This window comes from Sphingobacterium sp. ML3W, assembly GCF_029542085.1.
Taxonomy (GTDB): domain Bacteria; phylum Bacteroidota; class Bacteroidia; order Sphingobacteriales; family Sphingobacteriaceae; genus Sphingobacterium.
Map to the genome: position 1 here is coordinate 5658653 of NZ_CP107036.1, position 19064 is coordinate 5677716.

A 19064-nucleotide genomic window follows, 5' to 3' on the forward strand; every position below is an offset into this window, starting at 1 on the left:
AATTTAACCCGCTTTTTTTGTTAGTTCTTCTTCAAGGTCTACTTCTACACGTAGATTTTCGACAATATGTTTTTGTCGATCTGGTGTATTTTTGCCCATGTAATATTCTAATAGTTGTTGAATTTTATTGTCTTTTGATAAAATAACGGGGTCAAGACGGATATCTTTTCCGATAAAGAGTCCAAACTCAGAGGGCGATATTTCACCTAAACCTTTAAATCGCGTGATCTCAGGCTTAGCTCCTAGTTTTGCAATTGCTTTTTGTCTTTCTTCATCCGAGTAACAGTAGATCGTCTCTTTTTTGTTCCGAACCCTGAATAATGGTGTTTGGAGAATAGATACATGTCCCGCTTTGACCAAATCAGGGAAAAACTGTAAGAAAAAGGTCAATAACAGAAGACGGATGTGCATTCCATCGACATCAGCATCTGTAGCGATAACGATATTATTATAACGTAGTCCATCTAACCCATCTTCAATATTTAGGGCGTGCTGCAAGAGATTGAACTCTTCGTTTTCATAAACGATCTTTTTGGACATGCCATAAGAGTTCAACGGTTTTCCTTTTAAGCTGAAAACGGCTTGAGTCTGTACGTCACGTGATTTGGTGATCGAACCTGAAGCGGAGTCACCCTCTGTTATGAAAAGTGTCGTTTCTTGGTTACGCTCGTTTTTATCGCTGAAATGGACTTTACAGTCACGCAATTTGCGGTTGTGTAAAGAGGCCTTTTTAGCCCTTTCATTCGCTAGTTTTTTGATCCCTGCAATATCCTTCCGTTCTCTTTCAGATTGGAGAATACGCTTTTGAAGCGCATCGGCAGTACTTGGATTTTTATGTAGGTAATCATCCAATGCTTTTTTGAGAAAGTCATTGATAAACCCTCTTACAGTTGGGCCTTCTGGGCCTACACTCTGAGAGCCCAATTTTGTTTTTGTCTGGGATTCGAAAACCGGTTCCTGTACTTTTATGGCGATGGCACCAATAATCGAGGATCGAATATCTGATGCATCAAATTCTTTTTTGTAGAACTCGCGAATGGTTTTTACAAGTGCTTCGCGGAATGCTGCTTGATGTGTTCCCCCTTGTGTGGTATGCTGACCATTAACAAAGGAATAATATTCTTCTCCATATTGTTGACCATGGGTCATTGCAATCTCGATATCCTCCCCACGTAGGTGAATGATTGGATAGCGCATGGATTCTGCGTCAATATTCCTTTCTAATAGATCTTTTAATCCATTCTCAGAAATAAATCGCTGTCCATTGAAGTTGATCGTAAGACCTGAGTTCAGAAAAACATAATTCCAGATCATATTCTCTACAAATTCTGAACGGTATTTGTAGTTTCTGAAAATAGAATCATCTGGATAGAATGTTACCGATGTACCATTACGTTGGGTAGTGTCTTTCTGTTCGTCATTTACCAATTCCCCCTTGGAAAACTGCGCGATACGCGTTATATTTTGGCGGTAGGATTGTACCGTAAACTGGCTGGATAATGCATTGACGGCTTTTGTACCCACACCATTTAATCCAACGGATTTTTGGAAGGCCTTGCTGTCATATTTACCACCTGTATTGATTTTGGAAACTACATCTACGACAGAGCCAATCGGAATTCCACGGCCATAATCGCGTACTGAAACTTTGTTTTCGTTTACAGTAATATCAATGGTTTTACCGGCACCCATCACAAATTCGTCAATCGAGTTGTCGACAACTTCCTTCAATAAGACATAGATGCCATCATCGTAGGCCGAACCGTCCCCCAATTTTCCTATGTACATTCCCGGACGAAGGCGGATATGCTCTTTCCAATCCAGGGACCTAATACTGTCTTCGTTATATGTACTCATAAATTTATGTAGAACTTAGCTAACAAAAGTATAAAAAATAAAAACGATATATGGTATGGAAGACTAAATTTTTTAGATATCTATGGTTTCTGATATGATTGGTAAAATTGGCGATTTCCCAAGAAATGTTTACATTTAGTGTAAGTAATTGTAAAGAGAAAAATTTATGGGGTTATTTGATAAAATCAGGAATGAATTTATTGATATTATCGAGTGGGTCGATAATAGTACTGATACGATCGTATGGAAATTTCCTAGGTATCAGAATGAAATAAAAATGGGCGCACAACTTACTGTACGTGAGGGGCAGGCAGCGGTGTTTTTAAATGAGGGTGTGGTCGCCGATGTATTCCAACCCGGAAGATATGAATTGACGACACAAAACATGCCGATTATGACAACCATCAGAGGTTGGAAGTACGGCTTTAATAGCCCGTTTAAGGCTGATGTCTATTTTATTAACCTACGTCAGTTTGTCAATCAACGTTGGGGAACAAAAAATCCGATTATGTTGCGTGACCCTGAATTTGGACCGATACGTCTTCGTGCTTTTGGAAATTTTTCATTCCAAGTGAAAGATGTCCCTGTTTTTATGAAACAGCTGGTTGCGACGACTCCTGTATTTACTGTAGATGATATTACTGAGCAATTGCGCAATATTGCTGTGTCAAGAGGTATGGATGCTATTGCGGAATCAAAAATTCCAGCGTTGGATTTAGCCTCTAACTACGATGAAGTTTCCGCATTGATTCAACAAAAAATTACTGGAGATTTTGAGGAGATCGGATTGAGCTTGACCAAATTTCTGATTGAGAATATCTCATTTCCAGAAGAAGTGGAAAAAGCACTGGATAAAAGAAGTAGTATGGGCGTGGTTGGGAACCTTGGTGCTTATGCGCAATTTCAAGCAGCCAATTCGATGGAGAAAGCAGCGGAAAATCCAAGCAGTGGTGGTATTGTTGGCGCAGGCTTTGGTGCAGGTTTGGGTGCTGGGATGGTTGGACAAATGGGCAATGTATTCCAACCGAATAATTTTGACGGGAATAACCCTACTGGTGTTGCCAGTGCGGGAGCTGTTGCAGCAGGATCAGCTGGGCCACCGCCATTACCCAAGGCCGTTGCTTATTACCTGGCTATAAAAGGCAAGCAGGAGGGACCTTTCGATCAGGAACAATTACGTGGATTAGTGGGTGAAGGTACGCTTACCACATCAACGTTAGTATGGAAGGAAGGGCTAGATAACTGGACTGAGGCCGATAAAGTTGTAGAATTGAAGGATTTGTTTTCACAGACCCCGCCACCAATTCCTGGAGTTTAGAGATATAAGTGCTATCACGAGTATGAGTTTTGAAGAGAAAACCTCCGAAATAGATCGGAGGTTAAAATGCCAAGGTTGTGGTGCCGTTTTGACTTATCAACCCGGAACTTCCTATCTGGAATGTTCTTATTGTGGGACTAAAAATGAAATTGCGGATGAAATACCAGTAAGTGGCGAGATTGAAGCAACGGATTATAAGGTTTTTGGTAAAGCAATGGAAGGTGTAGCAGATGAACGTTATAGTTATCTAGCTGAGGTTGTTCATTGCAGCAACTGTGGCGCTAATTCAAGGTTGAATCCGCATGTTACCGCAGATGTTTGTGCCTTCTGTGCATCACCATTGGTTATTGATCATCAGCAAAGACGTATTGTCAGACCCCACGGACTTGTACCTTTTACAGTTGACTACAAACAGGCGTTTGGATTATTGACCCAATGGGCAGGGAAGGTCTGGTTTGCTCCCAATGATTTCAAAAAAATCTTTAATACGCGAAACGACCGTCTGAAGGGGGTATATATCCCATTTTGGTCCTATGACTCCGATGTAGATTCTTCTTATGAAGGATCCCGTGGGGAATATTATTATGTAACACGGACACGACGTAATTCAGACGGTGAAACGGAGGAATATGAAGAGCGCCGCACGAACTGGTATCCGGCTTCAGGAAGGATCTATAGTCGATTTAGAGATATTGTTATTTCTGGATCCACCTCACTACCCGAAAAGTTTTCGGACAAAATTGGTCCTTGGAATCTAGATTACCTGAAACCGTTTAATGAACAGTATTTAAGTGGTTTTATCGCGGAGACTTTCAGTGTTGATCATGTGGTGGCTGCCGGAACTGCCCGTGCTATTATGGATCGTGAAATTGTGCGACAGGTAGAAGATGATATTGGTGGGGATACACAGGACATTGATTCCATCGATAGCGATTTTAAGTCGATCAGATTGAAATATATTTTGTTGCCGGTCTGGCTCTCAGCTTATCAGTATAAGGGTAAGAGTTATCAAATTATGGTGAATGCTTTCAATGGCAAGGTTTATGGACAAAGACCGTATAGTGTCTGGAAAATAGTATCCCTGATCCTTTTGATTCTCTTAGTATTATATCTTTTGAGCTTTATGGGCTAAGGTTTGTAATGGTGATACAAAAAGAGCTGTACTTTTTTCAAAGTACAGCTCTTTTTGTTGCTGTAAAATGTAATTATTTATTCAATGAAAGCAAGAAGCCGATCGTGAAGTTTGCGTCCCAGTCAAATACAAAGGTATCGCAATTGGTAGCATCTTTAAGTGCTTTGTAGATGTTTACTCCGCTTTTGGTTTTTATTTTTTCTGCTTTATAAGAGGAAGGGTCGTTCAATACAGTAAACCGTTCTTCTCCTTGACGTGTCTGAGATGCTAATTCAAAAGGAACGCCACCGATGATAAAACATACTTCTCTTTTTCCAGTAGGTATTTTCTCGCCTAATTTTTTCACTTCCGCATAAACGGCATCGTCTTTTAGATCTTTTTCATAATATTTTGCCCCAGGTGCTTCCTCAGATTTGGTATCACCATCAATCCAGGAGATCTTGGTGTTACCCGAACCGATATCCACAACAAAAGAATTTTCTTCATAAGCCTTAGGAAGAACAGATTTAAGCGCTAGTTTTCCTTCTTGTTCGGCAGTCACTAAGTTAACAACAAACCCCATTTTTCTGAGTTCGGAACTAATCACCGTCGTCTTAGGTTCTTTCTGTGCGCCGGAGCTGATAACAAAGTGGATGTTTTTGGATTTTACACCCTTATCGAGCATCATGCCGATATAGTCTTTTAATCCTTTACGGATATCTTCGGTATTGGCTAAGCCTTCATAAGCAAAGGATTTACCAAAATCTTTGGAAATAATCTCCCAACGATTTTCTTTATCCATATTGACGACAAAGGAATTGAATCCTGAGGCGCCCACTTCTACAACACCCTTATACTCTCCATCAACCGGTTTTTCAGGTTGATAATTGAATGAACGTGCGCTTCCAGAGCTTGGGGTAGCTGCATCTGGTGCGTTGAAACTGGTTGTATCAGCTTTATTAACAGTTGGGGTAGTGTCGAATTTACCTGATTGCATCGCCCAATAGCCAATGGCAAGAATAGGTACCGCGATAATAATTGCTTTGATAGGCCATCTTAATCTGGCCCATGTCGATTTCTCTTCCATAATTTTGAATAATATGATATTGTTTTGTTAATTAATCTAGTAATGTAAAGCCTTTGTCGATTTTCTCCTCTGGCTTGAGCTCGTAGCTCGCATCAGACATCTGAGTGACATTGAGTACTTTCAAATTACGTTCGTCAACCTTACGGATAAATTCTTCCAGTTCTCCTTGTGAAGGGGCGCCACCGACCGTGATGTTGTTGTTTTGATCCAAGAAATCCAAGTTGGATCTAATCGAAGCAATGTTTTGACTGATAGCACCTGTAGCTGCATTCATTGCTTCCTGAAAAGCCCATCCATCTTTGATATTAAATACATCGGCAAGTCCATCCGTTGCATTTTTCATTTTTTGTGTTGCTTCTAACTTCTTGGAAATAATTGAAATACTGCTATCCAATGTGCTTACATAGATACGTGCTGCGCTTTCATTGTCTTTGAGGACTTCCAGTACTTTCGCAAACTGATTAGCGTATTGCACATAGCTACGTGCATTTTGTTCTTCTGATTCCCCTTCTTTACCTAGCAAAAAAGCTTTGGTACGTGTCTCTTTGGCATCTCTTGCATAAGCATTGGCTTTCTCTGCATTATTTTTGCTGGCTTCTTCTTTTGATTTTTCATCAAGATTAGCAGCTTCAGCTGTAAACCTTTTCGCATAAGTATACTTTTCTTCCGCAGTTTTTTGCGCTGTTTCACCGCTTTGAATCATATCAATGCGAACACCGTCGACATTACTGATCTTCTCCTTTACACGTTTTAATGTGTCTTTGGCATCACGGGACAGCAATTGTAAAGTCTCGATGGGATTATTTCTAATAATGGATTTTTCACCTTTGAACAGTAGTACGGTACCCAAGCGATGTAGTAGAGCGATGATCTTAGGAGCTAAAAGCAATAAGGTGATCAGGATAATACTGAAAATAACAAATAAAATGCTCTTTCCTGCGTATTCGAGCATAATGGGAAGGAATTTGAAAAAAGCAAATGCTCCGCCCAAAAGTAATGCCCAAAAGAAAACAGTAGAAGCAGTCTTTTTTGCTTCCGGAGATTTTAATTGTGCGGGTAAATGATCTCCCAAAACTTGAAATATGGGGAGTTGTGTCTTTATTTCAGCAGGAATATTGATGTATTGATCTTTTTTTTCCATTGATTTATAGTTATTTAATTGATTGATTAATCATATGCAATGCGTTGTTTATTTCGGTAATAACCTCACCAACAGCAGCATTGCCTATTGCTATTTTTTGTTCGATTTCTTTGATCTTTGGTTCGTACTTCTCATTAATCTGTCCCAGGGCGACCTGCTTTTTCTGTAGGTCATCTTGCAATTTGGTGATATTTTCCGTTAATGCTTTGATTTCACTGTTCAAATTCGCAATTTCCATTGTTCGGTCCTGTTCTGTCCTTTTCTTTTCCTCCTGTTTCTGGTCGGACTCTTTGGCTATGGTTTCTTTAAGCTTATTAGCATAATTTGTGCCAGTTGCCACAAGTTTTTCCTTCGATAGTGAACTATCGACAAACTTAAGTGAGGTATAGGCCGCTTTTAAGGTGTTTTCTTCTACTTTTCCCATTGCAGCAGCGGCATTCCAGACTTCAAAAAAATCGACACCCTGCTCATTGAGTTTTTCGAGGATGGCATAAACCTTTAGTTTCATTTCTTTGAGATCCGTGGACCCATCGTTGGCTGTAATAGGAATAGGCGGCGGAGTCTTGCCTGTTGCTACAGGCTGTGTTACCGACGTATATGTTGGTGTGGGAGTATTTAATTTTTCTTGTGTCGGAGCAGCAGGTGCTGAAGCCGGAGATTGAGGGGCAGAGCTCGTCTGATCATCTTCGAAAATTAATTTTTTAAGACTGTTTAATATTCCAGAACTTCTTTGGTTTTCGTTGTTGCTCATCATGTGACATTTTTGTTATTATGTATACTAAAATAGTAAAAATTAGGATTGTGACAGCTAATTTATTGGAACGAAATCATCATGAGGTTAATTAATGGTCAGAATGAGGCGAATAGACCTAGCTTATATTTTAATCTTAATAAAATACGGATGCAATAGATGAGACTTCAATATCTGAAAAAATGACGAATCTAGGGGGATAGCTATGAAAATGAAAAAGGGCTGTCATTTGTGGACAGCCCTTTTATGAAGAATAGATAGAAAGTACTTCTATCTTCCAAAGTCGTCTTGAACACGAACAATATCGTCTTCATCTGAGGGGTTGTTCGCATCGGTATGTTGCCAAATTTCTGCCAAAATACCAAAGCCATCCAAGCCAATTAGACGGTGACGTTGTCCCTGACGTAATCTGATCGTTTCACCTTCTTTCAAAGTAGATACCACTGACTCCTCATCTGTATCAGAAACCATAACACCTACGTTGCCTTGAATAACACGCCAGATTTCAGCGCGGCGGTGGTGGTATTGCCAAGAAAGTCTCTTGTCTGGAGCAACGATCAGAATTTTTGGGCTTAATTTTCCTGAAATTCTTAACTCCTGAACATCCAATCCACCAAAATACTCATTTGCGAACTCTTGTGCCTGGGATTCGTCGATGACAAAAAAGCCACCCCAAGGGCGCGCTGCATCCGACTTCTCAATGTTGAATCCTTTGGATGTCAACATCTCTTGCACTTTTTCAAATAATGCGGTTTTATCTATAGCCATCTTATAAAATTTCTAAAAATTTATTGATCATTAATTCAGCAGCTAAATATAGAAAAAAATCATTAATATTTTTAGTTAACCGTTTTAGCTTTACTAAAATCATCAATAAAATGTACTTTTTTATCAAATATACAATCTAACGATAGGATATGTTTTCAAAATGAAATACTTAGTTTTGTGGTCAATCTAATTTCAGGATATGTCAAATTTTCAAGTCGATCGAGAAAACACAGCATTTATGCAGGCTGTTGCATTTGTTAACCAAACCAATCAGAATGTATTTATTACAGGAAAAGCAGGTACGGGAAAGACGACTTTCTTGAAGTATATTCGTGAGCATAGCTATAAGAAAATGGCGATTACTGCGCCAACGGGAGTAGCTGCCATGAATGCTGGTGGGACGACACTTCACTCTTTATTTTGGCTTCCTTTCGGAACGTTTGTTGAAGATTATGAGTTGCGCTGGGATGAGCAGGATAGTCATATTTATAATAAATCGCGTTTGTTCAGTACAATAAAGCTAACGAAACAACGTCGGGCGATTTTACAGGAACTTGAGTTATTGATTATCGATGAGGTTTCGATGGTACGGGCAGATACATTGGATGCGATCAATGTGATATTACAATCTGTTCGTCGCGATATGCGTCCGTTCGGGGGATTACAGGTATTATTTATTGGCGATTTATATCAATTGCCTCCAGTGGTCAAAGATGCGGAATGGAATATTCTCCGCGATCATTATTCGTCTGTATTCTTCTTCAATGCGAAGATTCTAAGGGACAGCCCTTTGGTCATGCTAGAGCTTAATAAAATTTATCGTCAGCAGGATGAAGGGTTTATTTCAATATTGAATGCGATACGGAATAATCAATGTACCAGTGAAATGCTAACCACCTTAAATGGCTATTACCAACAGGATTTTGTGCCAAAAGAGGAGGAGCAATATATTACATTGACATCCCATAATCGGAATGCGGATGAGATCAACAGTGCAAAATTGGCTTCGTTGTCGGGAAAGATGCTTAATTTAAAAGCCGTTGTGAAGGATGACTTTGCGCAAGGATCTTATCCTGCCGAGGAAACGCTGTCCTTAAAAATAGGAGCACAGGTGATGTTCATTCGGAATGATTCTGGTGATGAGCGGAAGTATTACAATGGTAAGATCGGTACGGTAAAACATATTGATACAACACAAGGAACAGTATCAGTTACTTTTCCTGACGGTTCTGACGAGGTGACAGTCAAAAGAGAGACCTGGGAAAATATCCGTTATAATTATGATAAAGGGCAGGATCAAATCAAAGAAGAGATCTTGGGGACATTTTCTCAATTTCCTTTGCGACTGGCTTGGGCTATTACAATCCATAAGAGCCAGGGTCTGACTTTTCAGAAAGCAATTATTGATGCGGGTACCTCGTTTGCGGCCGGACAGGTCTATGTTGCGTTAAGCCGTTTGACGAGTTTGGACGGGCTTGTACTTAAATCCATTATTCCATCTTATGCCATTCGTACAGATTATCAGGTGGTCGAGTTTGCGCAACGAGCGCATTCCCAGTCCAGTATTAACGAAATATTGGAACAGTGCCAACGAAATTATCTGGGACAGATTTTGATGAATGGTTTTCGGTGGGATGGCCTTTTGGTGGAAACTTCGGAATTGCTGAAATCAATGGATGAACGCAATATCGATGGGAAAGAGCAGGCTGTTCAATTTTTTCAGGAGATCGTTAAACAGCTCCAGACACAGGAGAAGGTGGCCCACAAATTTATCGTTGTCCTTTATGATCTCCTTAGGGATAAGGATGCGATTGATTATGACCTGATTTGCGAGCGTTCTACTGCCGCTGTAAATTGGTTTTTACCACGGATGGATAAGGATCTTATTGCGGCCCTGACAAAGCATATTGAAGAATATCAGATCCGCAAGCGGACAAAGAAATATGTTGATGAATTGAAAGCAATATTGTTGGATTATAAGCGGAAACGTGAGCAGTTGCAACATTGTCTAATTATTGCCGAAACGCTATCCAAAAGAGAAGATTTTCAAACAGCTATGCTTGATGTAGCTGCTCAGGTCAAGACAAAAGAAAAAGATGAATTGGCCGCACAAAGCGCTGACGAAGAAGGAGCTAAAAAGCTGGATACAAAGGATATTTCGTTAGAAATGTTTAAAGAGGGGATGAGTATCGCTGATATTGCGAGCAAGCGTGGGATGGTCGCTGGTACAATCTATGGGCATCTGATTAATTTTGTAGGGACAGAGGTAGAGGCAACAGAATTAATTGATCAAGAAAAGCTTGACCGCATCCTTGATGTCATTCGTGCAAATCCAGACAAATCATCTTCTGAACTGAAGATGTTGTTGGGGGCAGATATCGATTATCCTGATATTAAAATTGGACAAAAAGTTTTAGGATTGTAGTGGGTAAGGATTTATGATGTATATTTGTCAACCTTTTATTATAAGCTAATTGAAAGAGGAGAAAACCAATAAGAAAATTAACAAATGGATTGTATTTACTTCCATGCCGATTCAGATGGGCGTGACAATATATTTATTTTATTGGGTCGGGAGTTGGTTAGATAATAAATATGCCATTGCGGGTGAATGGGGAATGAAGGGATTGACGTTGTTGGGAGTGGTTGTATCCTTGTATCAGTTCATCAGGCAGGCAAATCAAATTAATAAGAATGAATAGTTATTTGAAAAGCATACTTATACTGCTGATCGTCTTTGTGGCAAGTTTTACTGCACATTATTTAGTGATATCCGGAATGAACATGGAACAATACTGGGCCAAAACCTCCTACAGTCTTGTGGGGCTGTATACTTTTGGATTCTGTTCTTCGTTGCTGGTTGCGGTCTTGATATTTTTTGCAAATTGGTCTATGCCAGAGAAACTGGGGGTTATATTTCTGGGGCTGGTGCTCCTGAAAGGTGTTGCAGGATATATTTATATTAAAGACGGGTTAAAGATCTTTGAAAATAACTTTATCGAATATAACTTTTTGGTCGTATTTTTTATCTCTCTGTTTGTGGATGTCTATGTCGCTTTTAGTGCTTTAAATCAAGCAGATAAAAAGGTTTAAACTATTTTTGGAAAAAGTTTAAACAAATGGTGATTTATGCCAAATAAAATTGTATTTTTGCGCAAAATTTTTTATTATTCAATAGTAATCTGAAATGGTGAATCTTAAGAGAGCACTTTTATTATTTGCAGTAATTTTTCTTGCTGTCAATCCTTTTACCTTAAAAGCAGCTGAGGAAGCGCATGGGGATGCGCCTAAAACCCAAGCTGAGGAAATCAAAGAGTATAGTCAACATCACTTACAGGATGATCATTATTTTTCTTTGTTCTCCGATCAAAAAGCAGGAAAACATTATGGTTTTCCATTGCCAGTAATTCTTATTGATAATGGATTGTTTGTTTTTTCTTCTGGCGAGTTTCATCATGGCGAGTCTGTTGTGGAGAAAAACGGTCAATACTATACACTTTACCATGGCAAAATCTATAAAACGGACGCTGCAGGTACCTTAAACTTTGATGAAGCACATCACCCTACGAATGCAAAACCTTTAGATTTCTCGATTACAAAGAATGTGGTGGGCCTGTTATTGGCAGCATTCTTATTGTTCTGGGGTTTCATATGTCTGGCTAAAACATATAAGAAAGGTGTCAATAACCTTCCTAAAGGTGTTGGTCGTGTTTTAGAACCATTGGTTTTATATGTACGTGATGAGATGGCTGTTCCAAATATTGGTCATCGTTATAAAGAATTTATGCCTTATCTTTTATCTGTGTTTTTCTTGATCTTTGTTTTAAACTTGTTGGGTATGACTCCACTAGGTTTTAACGTGACGGGAAATATTACAGTCACTTTATGTTTGGCTTTATTCACTTTCTTTATTACCAACTTTAAGGCTAATAAAGATTATTGGAAACACATTTTTTGGATGCCAGGTGTTCCAGTTCCTTTCAAATTTATTTTGGCGCCAATTGAGGTGTTGGGTATGTTTACAAAACCTTTCTCCTTGATGTTGCGTTTGTTTGCGAATATTACTGCTGGTCACTCCGTTGTAATGGGTTTGATCGCAATCGTATATTTATTTCAACAACAGTTGACTGTCGGTGGTAGTATCGGGGTGTCGATGTTGTTGACATTAGTGTTGTTTTTCTTGGAGTTACTGGTTGCGTTTTTGCAGGCCTTTATCTTTACAATGTTGTCATCTTTATTTATCGGAATGGCTGTTGAAGAACACGCACATCATTAATTGAATTTTTTTGTTAAATTTTATAAAATAATTATTATGTACAACTTAATTGGAGCAGGTTTAATCGTAATCGGTGCAGGTTTAGGTTTAGGTAAAATCGGTGGTTCAGCTATGGAAGCTATCGCTCGTCAACCAGAAGCAGCATCTAAAATTCAAACTGCGATGATCATCATTGGTGCCTTAGTTGAAGGTTTAGCATTCGGTGCTTTAATCTTAGGTAAATAATCCAAGCTGATTAAAAGTTTACTAAATACAGTTTGCAACGGTTGGTTGCAGACTGTATTTAAACAAAAAAATACAAACAAAAGAAAATTATAATTTACAATTGTATATAAATGGAAGCATTAATTAATCAGTTCTCGTACGGTTTGTTCTTTTGGCAACTAATCATCTTATTGGTTGTGATCTTTTTATTGGGCAAGTTTGCTTGGAAACCTATCGTCAACGCTTTGGATGAACGTGAGCAAGGGATTGCGAATGCATTGGAAGCTGCTGAGAAGGCTAAATTAGAAATGGCTCGTTTGACAAATGAGAACGAACAATTGCTTAAAGAGGCTCGTGCGGAACGTGATGTTATCCTTAAAGAAGCAAAAGAGCTAAAAGAGAAAATCGTTGCTGAAGCAAGAACACAGGCACAATATGAAGGTGCTAAAATGATTGCTCAAGCGAAAGAGGAGATCGAAGAACAAAAGAATAAAGCTTTGGCTGAGGTAAAATCACAAGTTTCTTCTTTGTCTTTGGATATCGCTCGTAAAGTGTTAACAAAAGAATTTGAGGACCAAGGTAAGCAAGAAGCTTTAGTGGCAGATTTGCTGAATGATGTTAAATTGAACTAATCCGGTCACTCAAATTACGAAATAGAATTATGTCAGTATTTAAAGTAGCATCGAGATATGCAAAGTCATTAATTGACTTGGCTAGCGAGCAAGGCTCACTGGAGACCATCAAGACAGATATGGATTCGTTCATTGCTGTTTTAAAATCCAGTTCGGAATTGCAGGCTGTTTTGGCCAATCCTATTGTTCCTTTGGACAAGAAGAAAAACATATTGGATGCTTTATTTAAAGATAAGATCAATCCGAATATCTTGGCATTCTTTAAGATCATGATCAACAAAGGTCGTGGTACAATAGTATATGCTACTGCTCAGGAATTTGTCCGTGAGTATAACGAGGTAAAAGGTATTGTGAAAGCTACAGTTACATCTGCAGCGCCACTTTCTGAAGCTAATTTGGCAGCGATGAAAGATGTACTTGCAAAAGAAACCAACGCTCAGGTGATATTGAACAATAAAGTCGATAGCAGTTTGATCGGTGGATTTGTAGTCAATGTTGGCGACCGCCAGATTGATGCAAGTATTGCTGGTAAGTTGAATAAATTAGAAAGATATTTGAATCAGGGTAACTAAGTTATTCTGATACTTGAAGTAAAATAAATCAAAAAACCCCTTATAATAATTAAAATGATAGAGGTAAGACCAGATGAAGTTTCGGCAATTCTAAGAGAACAATTGTCGGGCTTTAAATCAGAAGCCGAACTAGAGGAAGTGGGTACCGTACTTGCTGTAGGTGACGGTATTGCTCGTATTTACGGCTTAACTAAAGTTCAGTCCGGTGAGTTGGTTGAATTTGATAACGGATTACAAGGTATTGTATTAAACTTAGAAGAAGACAACGTCGGTGTTGTACTTTTAGGTCCTTCTGACGAAATTAAAGAAGGAGATACTATTAAACGTACCAACCGTATTGCATCCATCAAAGTTGGAGAAGGTTTGTTGGGACGTGTTGTGAATACATTGGGTCAACCAATTGATGGTAAAGGGCCTATCCAAGGTGAATTGTATGAAATGCCTATTGAGCGTAAAGCTCCGGGTGTTATCTATCGTCAACCGGTAACTGAGCCATTACAAACAGGTATCAAAGCGATTGATGCGATGATTCCAGTAGGTCGTGGTCAACGTGAGTTGGTAATCGGTGACCGTCAAACAGGTAAAACTGCGGTTTGTATCGATACGATCTTAAACCAAAAAGAATTCTATGATGCAGGTCAACCTGTATTCTGTATCTACGTTGCTGTAGGTCAAAAGAATTCTACTGTAGCGAATATCGTTCGTACATTGGAGGAAAGAGGAGCAATGGCTTATACAGTTGTAGTCGCTGCTTCTGCGGCGGATCCTGCTCCACTTCAATTCTACGCGCCAATGGCGGGTGCTGCTATCGGTGAGTTCTTCCGTGATACAGGTCGTCCAGCGTTGATCGTTTATGATGATTTGTCTAAACAAGCTGTGGCTTACCGTGAGGTTTCTTTATTGTTACGTCGTCCTCCAGGCCGCGAAGCATACCCAGGTGACGTATTCTACTTACACAGCCGTTTATTAGAGCGTGCAGCGAAAATCAACTCTTCTGATGATATCGCTCGTAACATGAATGACCTTCCTGAGTCTATCAAGCATTTGGTTAAAGGTGGTGGTTCATTGACAGCTCTTCCGATCATTGAAACACAAGCAGGTGACGTTTCGGCATATATCCCTACCAACGTAATCTCTATTACAGATGGTCAGATCTTCTTGGAGTCTAACTTATTTAATGCTGGTATTCGTCCGGCGATCAACGTAGGTATTTCGGTATCTCGTGTGGGTGGTAACGCTCAGATCAAACCGATGAAAAAAGTATCAGGTACATTAAAGTTGGATCAAGCGCAGTACCGTGAATTGGAAGCTTTCGCGAAATTCGGTTCTGATCTAGATGCCGCTACTAAGGCTGTATTGGATAAAGGTGTTCGTAACGTTGAGATCTTGAAACAAGGTCAATACTCTCCAGTTTCTGTAGAGAAACAAGTTGCGATCATTTACATTGGAACGAAAGGTTTATTGCGTAATGTTCCAGTAAATAAAGTAAGAGAGTTTGAAGAAGAATTCTTGACACAGTTGGAACAACGTCATCCAGAAGTTTTGTCAGCGTTCAAAGCTGGTAAATTCTCTGATGAGTTGACTGCAGTATTAGAAAAAGTAGCTAAGGATTTAGCATCAAAATATTAATTAGTAATGAGTATTTGGTATTGAGTCTATTGACTAGGCTCAATACTCAATACTAGGTACTTGATACTTAAAACAAATATGGCAAATTTAAAAGAAGTAAGAAACCGGATTACCTCGGTATCATCAACACAGCAGATCACTAAAGCCATGAAAATGGTTTCGGCTGCTAAATTGAAGCGCGCTACTAACGCTATCTTACAATTGCGCCCATATGCGAATAAACTAAGAGATATTTTGGCTGATGTTTCTGCAAGTGTGGAGGGAAGTAATTCTCCTTTCACAGTAGATCGTGAGCCAAATAAGGTGTTGATCGTTGTTGTTTCTTCTAATAGAGGTTTGGCTGGGGCATTCAACGCGAATGCTATCAAGATGACTAATAACTTGATCGCTAACAAATATGCCGAGCAGCATGCGAAAGGCAATTTGAGTATCATCGCTATTGGTAAAAAAGGTTACGATTTCTATTCGAAGCGTAATTTCGATGTGATAGCTAACCACTCAGACTTGTTTTCTGATTTAAATTTTGGATCTGTTTCTGTAGTGACAGAATTTATCATGGAACAATTTAAGGAAGGTAATTTTGATCGTGTTGAAGTGGTGTATAACCAATTCAAAAACGCTGCAGTTCAAGAGTTGACAGCAGAGCAGATTTTGCCTTTATTACCACCTGCGGAGGAAAACACACAACACACGCATAAAGCAAAAATTGAAGCTGAAGTGGATTATATCATTGAACCTTCCAAAGAGAAGATTATCGAAGAATTAATTCCTAAAGCCATCAAGATTCAATTATACAAAGCTGTTTTAGATTCCAATGCTTCTGAGCATGGTGCGCGTATGACAGCAATGGATAAAGCAACTGAAAATGCTGGTGACTTAATAAAATCACTTAAGTTATCGTACAACCAGGCACGTCAGGCGGCAATTACAACAGAATTGACGGAGATTGTCTCTGGAGCGGCAGCTTTATCAAACGGATAATCCTGTAATCGGGAAAGCATAAAAAAGCGTTAATCGAAAGGTTAACGCTTTTTTTATGCGGTTTTAATTTGGAGCCTTTCTATTAATTGGCAGAATGGAAAAGTCGTTATACATAAAAATCCGGTTTATATTTAAGATGAGTTGAGACTGGAGAAAAATAAGCTGATTTCTTTAATTTTTTGTAGCTTTAATCAATTATTTAAACATTGAAAAATGTCAAATCCCTAATTTTATGAAATTATTGTTTTTGTTATTCGGTCTTTTTACTACTTCTTTGACTTTTGCCCAAGTACATTGGCAAAAACCCCAATATGATGAGATCAAGAAGGTAATCGCTGCGGAAAACTCCGAAAATAATTATAATAAATTATTAAAGAGATTCAATGATCTCGATACAACATTGAGTGATGAGCACTATTTTGTATTGTATTATGGTCAATATTTTCAGGATAACTATAGCCCAGCTGGTCGTGGAAATAATTTGATTAGCAAAATGGCTAGATCTGTCAATGACAAAACCTATCAAATATTTAAAGATTCATTATTTGCGATCAAACACCTATATCCGTTCGATTTGAGGGCACTCTCGGCAGGGAGCGCATTAGCGCATAAATTTGCTGACAACGAATTTGCCGCTAAGTTGGATAAGCAGTTTATTGGTATATTAAAAGCGATTTTCTCAACCGGTGACGGTAAATCGCTTGAAACGGCTTTGCACATATTGAATGTTTCTGACGAGTATGTTATCTGTGATGTATTGAATGTTTCGGTGACCGGTCAGCGGACAGTTAAAAACTGTGATTTGCTGACCACTGAAAATAACACTGTTTTTGATAAAGGTATTTATTTTAATATAGAAAAGATTTTTGAGGGATATGCAAAGATATTCGGGACGAAAAGCAATCCATAATGGAAAGCTATTCTTGAGGTTTATAATCATCTTTCCTGTTCTGATGTTATTCTCCTGTAATTATAAAATTGATAATAAAACAACAAAATTAGAGGTTGTTGAATCTTGTAAAGAGAAACTTTATGAGAGTATTCCAATATCTACTCCTGACTCGATCGTTACAGGATATTGTACTTGTTCTACTGAAAAGTTGCTGGAAAATTATACTATTTTGGAGATAGCGAAGTCTAACTGGGATGAAAGTAGTGGGGAGCGAAGAGAGATGATGAAATTGGTTGAACCCTGTCGCCAAGATTACATGAAAAAGCTCAAAAAACATTTTAAAGATCGGGGAGAAGATTTATTTATCGTCTCCCCTAAATAGGTAAGCTACCACCTGATTAAGGCGGATCCCCAAGTGAAGCCTGCGCCAAAGGCGGCTAAACAAATAAGATCACCCTCTTTAATTTTTCCGGCTTCCCAAGCCTCACATAGTGCGATCGGTATGGAGGCTGCTGTGGTATTACCATATTTTTGGATATTGTTGAAGACCTGATCCTCATTTAATCCTAAGGTTTTCTGCACAAACTGTGAAATACGAAGATTGGCCTGATGAGGGATCAACAGGTCAATGTCAGAAGTTTTAAGGTTGTTCTTTGTCAAAGCCTCATGAATAACTTCGGGGAACTTTACAACGGCCTTTTTGAAAACGGCCTGTCCGTCCATATTTGGGAACGCAGTTCCATCTTCAAGCATTTCTTTGGTCATCAATAATCCGCCCAATTCCTGTTCAGGCCAGTCTGGCATTTTATCTAACCAGATTCCACTGGATGCCCCCGGATAGTACATAGCGAGCTTTTCTGCCTCAGCCCCATCTGAATGTAAATGTGTACTCAAAATGCCTCTACCGGTTTCTGTTGTTGGCTGAACAACCACAGCTCCGGCACCATCACCGAAAATAACAGAAACAGCACGTCCTCTGGTGGAAAAGTCGAGTGCAAATGAATGTTTCTCGGAACCCACTACAAGTACATTTTTGTACATCCCCGTTTTGACAAATTGATCTGCTATGGACAGGGCATAGATGAAGCCCGAACATTGGTTTCTAATATCTAATGCGCCCACTTCGTTCATTTCCATTTCCCGTTGTAGTAATACCGCACAACCGGGAAAATAATAGTCGGGTGACAAGGTTGCGAAGATAATGAAATCGACATCTTCCTTACTGATATTGGCGCGTTCTATGGCTATCTTCGCAGCTTCAACCCCCATTGTGGTTGTTGTTTCTCCGATACGGTCGGCATAGCGACGCTCTTTGATCCCCGTTCTTTCCTGAATCCATTCATCGCTGGTATCCATGAAACGTGTTAAGTCATTGTTGGTATATACGTTTTTCGGAACGTAATAGCCAATTCCTGCGATTTTCGACTGAAACATAATAAATTCCTCTAATTGATTGTTTCTTCCCTTTTATATTGTCGTTAATTTAGAAAAAAATATTCTATTTTTGCAGCATGGGTACCCAAACTGCTGAAGAAACCTTTACGTTAGAAGAGATATTAGCGTCTGTTAAGGACTCTAATCGCCTGATTTTGTGGAATGACGAAACGAACACGTTCGACCATGTGATTCATTGTTTGATGTATCACCTTCAATATACCGAAAAGCAAGCTGAAAAAATTGCCTGGAAAGTACATACTGAAGGGAAGTGTGCCGTTTTGGAGGGTACTTTTACAGAGATGGAAATCTACCGTAAGATTTTGAAAGCAGAAGGCTTGACGGTCTCTGTGGAATAAATTTACTATCCTTTTTGTTACCGTAATAATGTGGTTACGCTTCAAGTTTGTC

General features: G+C 39.1%; 20 protein-coding genes. 14 read left to right on the top strand and 6 right to left on the bottom strand.

Annotated features, from left to right (window positions below; translation table 11 throughout):
- Window positions 1-3: 3 nt before the first annotated feature.
- Window positions 4-1857, bottom strand: coding sequence for a DNA topoisomerase IV subunit B (locus OGI71_RS23415; protein ID WP_120262205.1), 1854 nt, complete (start codon window positions 1855-1857; stop codon window positions 4-6).
- Between the two features lie 166 nt (window positions 1858-2023).
- On the opposite strand from OGI71_RS23415, the gene OGI71_RS23420 reads away from it, so the two are divergent.
- Window positions 2024-3175, top strand: a complete 1152-nt coding sequence (locus OGI71_RS23420) for an SPFH domain-containing protein (RefSeq protein ID WP_282252363.1) — start codon at window positions 2024-2026, stop codon at window positions 3173-3175.
- Window positions 3176-3197: 22 nt separating this feature from the next.
- On the top strand, window positions 3198-4307 hold the full coding sequence (locus tag OGI71_RS23425; RefSeq protein WP_282252365.1) for a hypothetical protein: 1110 nt from the start codon (window positions 3198-3200) through the stop codon (window positions 4305-4307).
- Between the two features lie 73 nt (window positions 4308-4380).
- On the opposite strand, the gene OGI71_RS23430 is transcribed toward OGI71_RS23425, so the two are convergent.
- From OGI71_RS23430 to OGI71_RS23445, 4 genes are all read right to left on the bottom strand, one after another.
- Window positions 4381-5373, bottom strand: a complete 993-nt coding sequence (locus tag OGI71_RS23430) for a hypothetical protein (RefSeq protein ID WP_282252367.1) — start codon at window positions 5371-5373, stop codon at window positions 4381-4383.
- A gap of 31 nt (window positions 5374-5404) precedes the next feature.
- Entirely contained in the window at window positions 5405-6514 is a 1110-nt protein-coding gene (locus tag OGI71_RS23435) for a hypothetical protein (protein ID WP_282252369.1), read from the bottom strand.
- 10 nt (window positions 6515-6524) lie between these two features.
- Window positions 6525-7268 (bottom strand): hypothetical protein, encoded by a 744-nt coding sequence (locus OGI71_RS23440; protein WP_282252373.1) that lies wholly within the window; start codon window positions 7266-7268, stop codon window positions 6525-6527.
- 267 nt (window positions 7269-7535) lie between these two features.
- Complete coding sequence (locus OGI71_RS23445; protein WP_104385737.1) at window positions 7536-8033, bottom strand: cupin domain-containing protein; 498 nt, start codon at window positions 8031-8033, stop codon at window positions 7536-7538.
- Window positions 8034-8232: 199 nt separating this feature from the next.
- On the opposite strand from OGI71_RS23445, the gene OGI71_RS23450 reads away from it, so the two are divergent.
- From OGI71_RS23450 to OGI71_RS23500, 11 genes are all read left to right on the top strand, one after another.
- Window positions 8233-10458 carry a helix-turn-helix domain-containing protein gene (locus tag OGI71_RS23450; protein WP_282252375.1) on the top strand — a complete coding sequence of 742 codons (2226 nt, stop codon included), beginning with the start codon at window positions 8233-8235 and terminating at the stop codon, window positions 10456-10458.
- Window positions 10459-10507: 49 nt separating this feature from the next.
- Window positions 10508-10735: an AtpZ/AtpI family protein gene (locus OGI71_RS23455; RefSeq protein ID WP_233789610.1), complete on the top strand. Its 228-nt coding sequence runs from the start codon at window positions 10508-10510 to the stop codon at window positions 10733-10735.
- A complete protein-coding gene (locus OGI71_RS23460; protein ID WP_282252379.1) occupies window positions 10728-11126 on the top strand; it encodes a hypothetical protein in 399 nt (132 codons plus the stop codon). Before OGI71_RS23455 ends, OGI71_RS23460 begins: the two co-directional genes overlap by 8 nt.
- Window positions 11127-11220: 94 nt before the next feature.
- Complete coding sequence (atpB, locus tag OGI71_RS23465) at window positions 11221-12309, top strand: F0F1 ATP synthase subunit A (RefSeq protein ID WP_282252380.1); 1089 nt, start codon at window positions 11221-11223, stop codon at window positions 12307-12309.
- A 36-nt stretch (window positions 12310-12345) separates the two neighbouring features.
- On the top strand, window positions 12346-12534 hold the full coding sequence (gene atpE, locus OGI71_RS23470) for an ATP synthase F0 subunit C (protein WP_028070619.1): 189 nt from the start codon (window positions 12346-12348) through the stop codon (window positions 12532-12534).
- Window positions 12535-12644: 110 nt separating this feature from the next.
- Window positions 12645-13145, top strand: a complete 501-nt coding sequence (locus OGI71_RS23475; protein ID WP_282252383.1) for a F0F1 ATP synthase subunit B — start codon at window positions 12645-12647, stop codon at window positions 13143-13145.
- 29 nt (window positions 13146-13174) lie between these two features.
- Window positions 13175-13717, top strand: a complete 543-nt coding sequence (locus OGI71_RS23480) for a F0F1 ATP synthase subunit delta (RefSeq protein WP_120262216.1) — start codon at window positions 13175-13177, stop codon at window positions 13715-13717.
- 54 nt (window positions 13718-13771) lie between these two features.
- Entirely contained in the window at window positions 13772-15346 is a 1575-nt protein-coding gene (atpA, locus tag OGI71_RS23485) for a F0F1 ATP synthase subunit alpha (protein ID WP_282252384.1), read from the top strand.
- Window positions 15347-15424: 78 nt separating this feature from the next.
- Window positions 15425-16327, top strand: coding sequence for an ATP synthase F1 subunit gamma (atpG, locus tag OGI71_RS23490; protein WP_282252386.1), 903 nt, complete (start codon window positions 15425-15427; stop codon window positions 16325-16327).
- Between the two features lie 232 nt (window positions 16328-16559).
- Entirely contained in the window at window positions 16560-17237 is a 678-nt protein-coding gene (locus OGI71_RS23495; RefSeq protein ID WP_282252387.1) for a DUF4919 domain-containing protein, read from the top strand.
- Window positions 17203-17601 (top strand): hypothetical protein, encoded by a 399-nt coding sequence (locus OGI71_RS23500; RefSeq protein ID WP_282252388.1) that lies wholly within the window; start codon window positions 17203-17205, stop codon window positions 17599-17601. Before OGI71_RS23495 ends, OGI71_RS23500 begins: the two co-directional genes overlap by 35 nt.
- A gap of 5 nt (window positions 17602-17606) precedes the next feature.
- Here the strand turns inward: OGI71_RS23500 and OGI71_RS23505 are convergent, their stop codons facing one another.
- Window positions 17607-18653 (bottom strand): beta-ketoacyl-ACP synthase III, encoded by a 1047-nt coding sequence (locus OGI71_RS23505; protein ID WP_282252389.1) that lies wholly within the window; start codon window positions 18651-18653, stop codon window positions 17607-17609.
- A gap of 77 nt (window positions 18654-18730) precedes the next feature.
- Here OGI71_RS23505 and OGI71_RS23510 point away from each other — a divergent pair, with 77 nt between their 5' ends.
- Window positions 18731-19012, top strand: coding sequence for an ATP-dependent Clp protease adaptor ClpS (locus tag OGI71_RS23510; protein WP_077437687.1), 282 nt, complete (start codon window positions 18731-18733; stop codon window positions 19010-19012).
- Window positions 19013-19064: the final 52 nt, after the last annotated feature.

What these genes read in the sequence shown, in the direction of transcription:
- OGI71_RS23415 (WP_120262205.1), bottom strand. Translation starts at nt 1,857, where the DNA reads ATGAGTACATATAACGAAGACAGTATTAGGTCCCTGGATTGGAAAGAG.
- OGI71_RS23420 (WP_282252363.1), top strand. Translation starts at nt 2,024, where the DNA reads ATGGGGTTATTTGATAAAATCAGGAATGAATTTATTGATATTATCGAG.
- OGI71_RS23425 (WP_282252365.1), top strand. Translation starts at nt 3,198, where the DNA reads ATGAGTTTTGAAGAGAAAACCTCCGAAATAGATCGGAGGTTAAAATGC.
- OGI71_RS23430 (WP_282252367.1), bottom strand. Translation starts at nt 5,373, where the DNA reads ATGGAAGAGAAATCGACATGGGCCAGATTAAGATGGCCTATCAAAGCA.
- OGI71_RS23435 (WP_282252369.1), bottom strand. Translation starts at nt 6,514, where the DNA reads ATGGAAAAAAAAGATCAATACATCAATATTCCTGCTGAAATAAAGACA.
- OGI71_RS23440 (WP_282252373.1), bottom strand. Translation starts at nt 7,268, where the DNA reads ATGATGAGCAACAACGAAAACCAAAGAAGTTCTGGAATATTAAACAGT.
- OGI71_RS23445 (WP_104385737.1), bottom strand. Translation starts at nt 8,033, where the DNA reads ATGGCTATAGATAAAACCGCATTATTTGAAAAAGTGCAAGAGATGTTG.
- OGI71_RS23450 (WP_282252375.1), top strand. Translation starts at nt 8,233, where the DNA reads ATGTCAAATTTTCAAGTCGATCGAGAAAACACAGCATTTATGCAGGCT.
- OGI71_RS23460 (WP_282252379.1), top strand. Translation starts at nt 10,728, where the DNA reads ATGAATAGTTATTTGAAAAGCATACTTATACTGCTGATCGTCTTTGTG.
- atpB (WP_282252380.1), top strand. Translation starts at nt 11,221, where the DNA reads ATGGTGAATCTTAAGAGAGCACTTTTATTATTTGCAGTAATTTTTCTT.
- atpE (WP_028070619.1), top strand. Translation starts at nt 12,346, where the DNA reads ATGTACAACTTAATTGGAGCAGGTTTAATCGTAATCGGTGCAGGTTTA.
- OGI71_RS23475 (WP_282252383.1), top strand. Translation starts at nt 12,645, where the DNA reads ATGGAAGCATTAATTAATCAGTTCTCGTACGGTTTGTTCTTTTGGCAA.
- OGI71_RS23480 (WP_120262216.1), top strand. Translation starts at nt 13,175, where the DNA reads ATGTCAGTATTTAAAGTAGCATCGAGATATGCAAAGTCATTAATTGAC.
- atpA (WP_282252384.1), top strand. Translation starts at nt 13,772, where the DNA reads ATGATAGAGGTAAGACCAGATGAAGTTTCGGCAATTCTAAGAGAACAA.
- atpG (WP_282252386.1), top strand. Translation starts at nt 15,425, where the DNA reads ATGGCAAATTTAAAAGAAGTAAGAAACCGGATTACCTCGGTATCATCA.
- OGI71_RS23495 (WP_282252387.1), top strand. Translation starts at nt 16,560, where the DNA reads ATGAAATTATTGTTTTTGTTATTCGGTCTTTTTACTACTTCTTTGACT.
- OGI71_RS23500 (WP_282252388.1), top strand. Translation starts at nt 17,203, where the DNA reads ATGCAAAGATATTCGGGACGAAAAGCAATCCATAATGGAAAGCTATTC.
- OGI71_RS23505 (WP_282252389.1), bottom strand. Translation starts at nt 18,653, where the DNA reads ATGTTTCAGTCGAAAATCGCAGGAATTGGCTATTACGTTCCGAAAAAC.
- OGI71_RS23510 (WP_077437687.1), top strand. Translation starts at nt 18,731, where the DNA reads ATGGGTACCCAAACTGCTGAAGAAACCTTTACGTTAGAAGAGATATTA.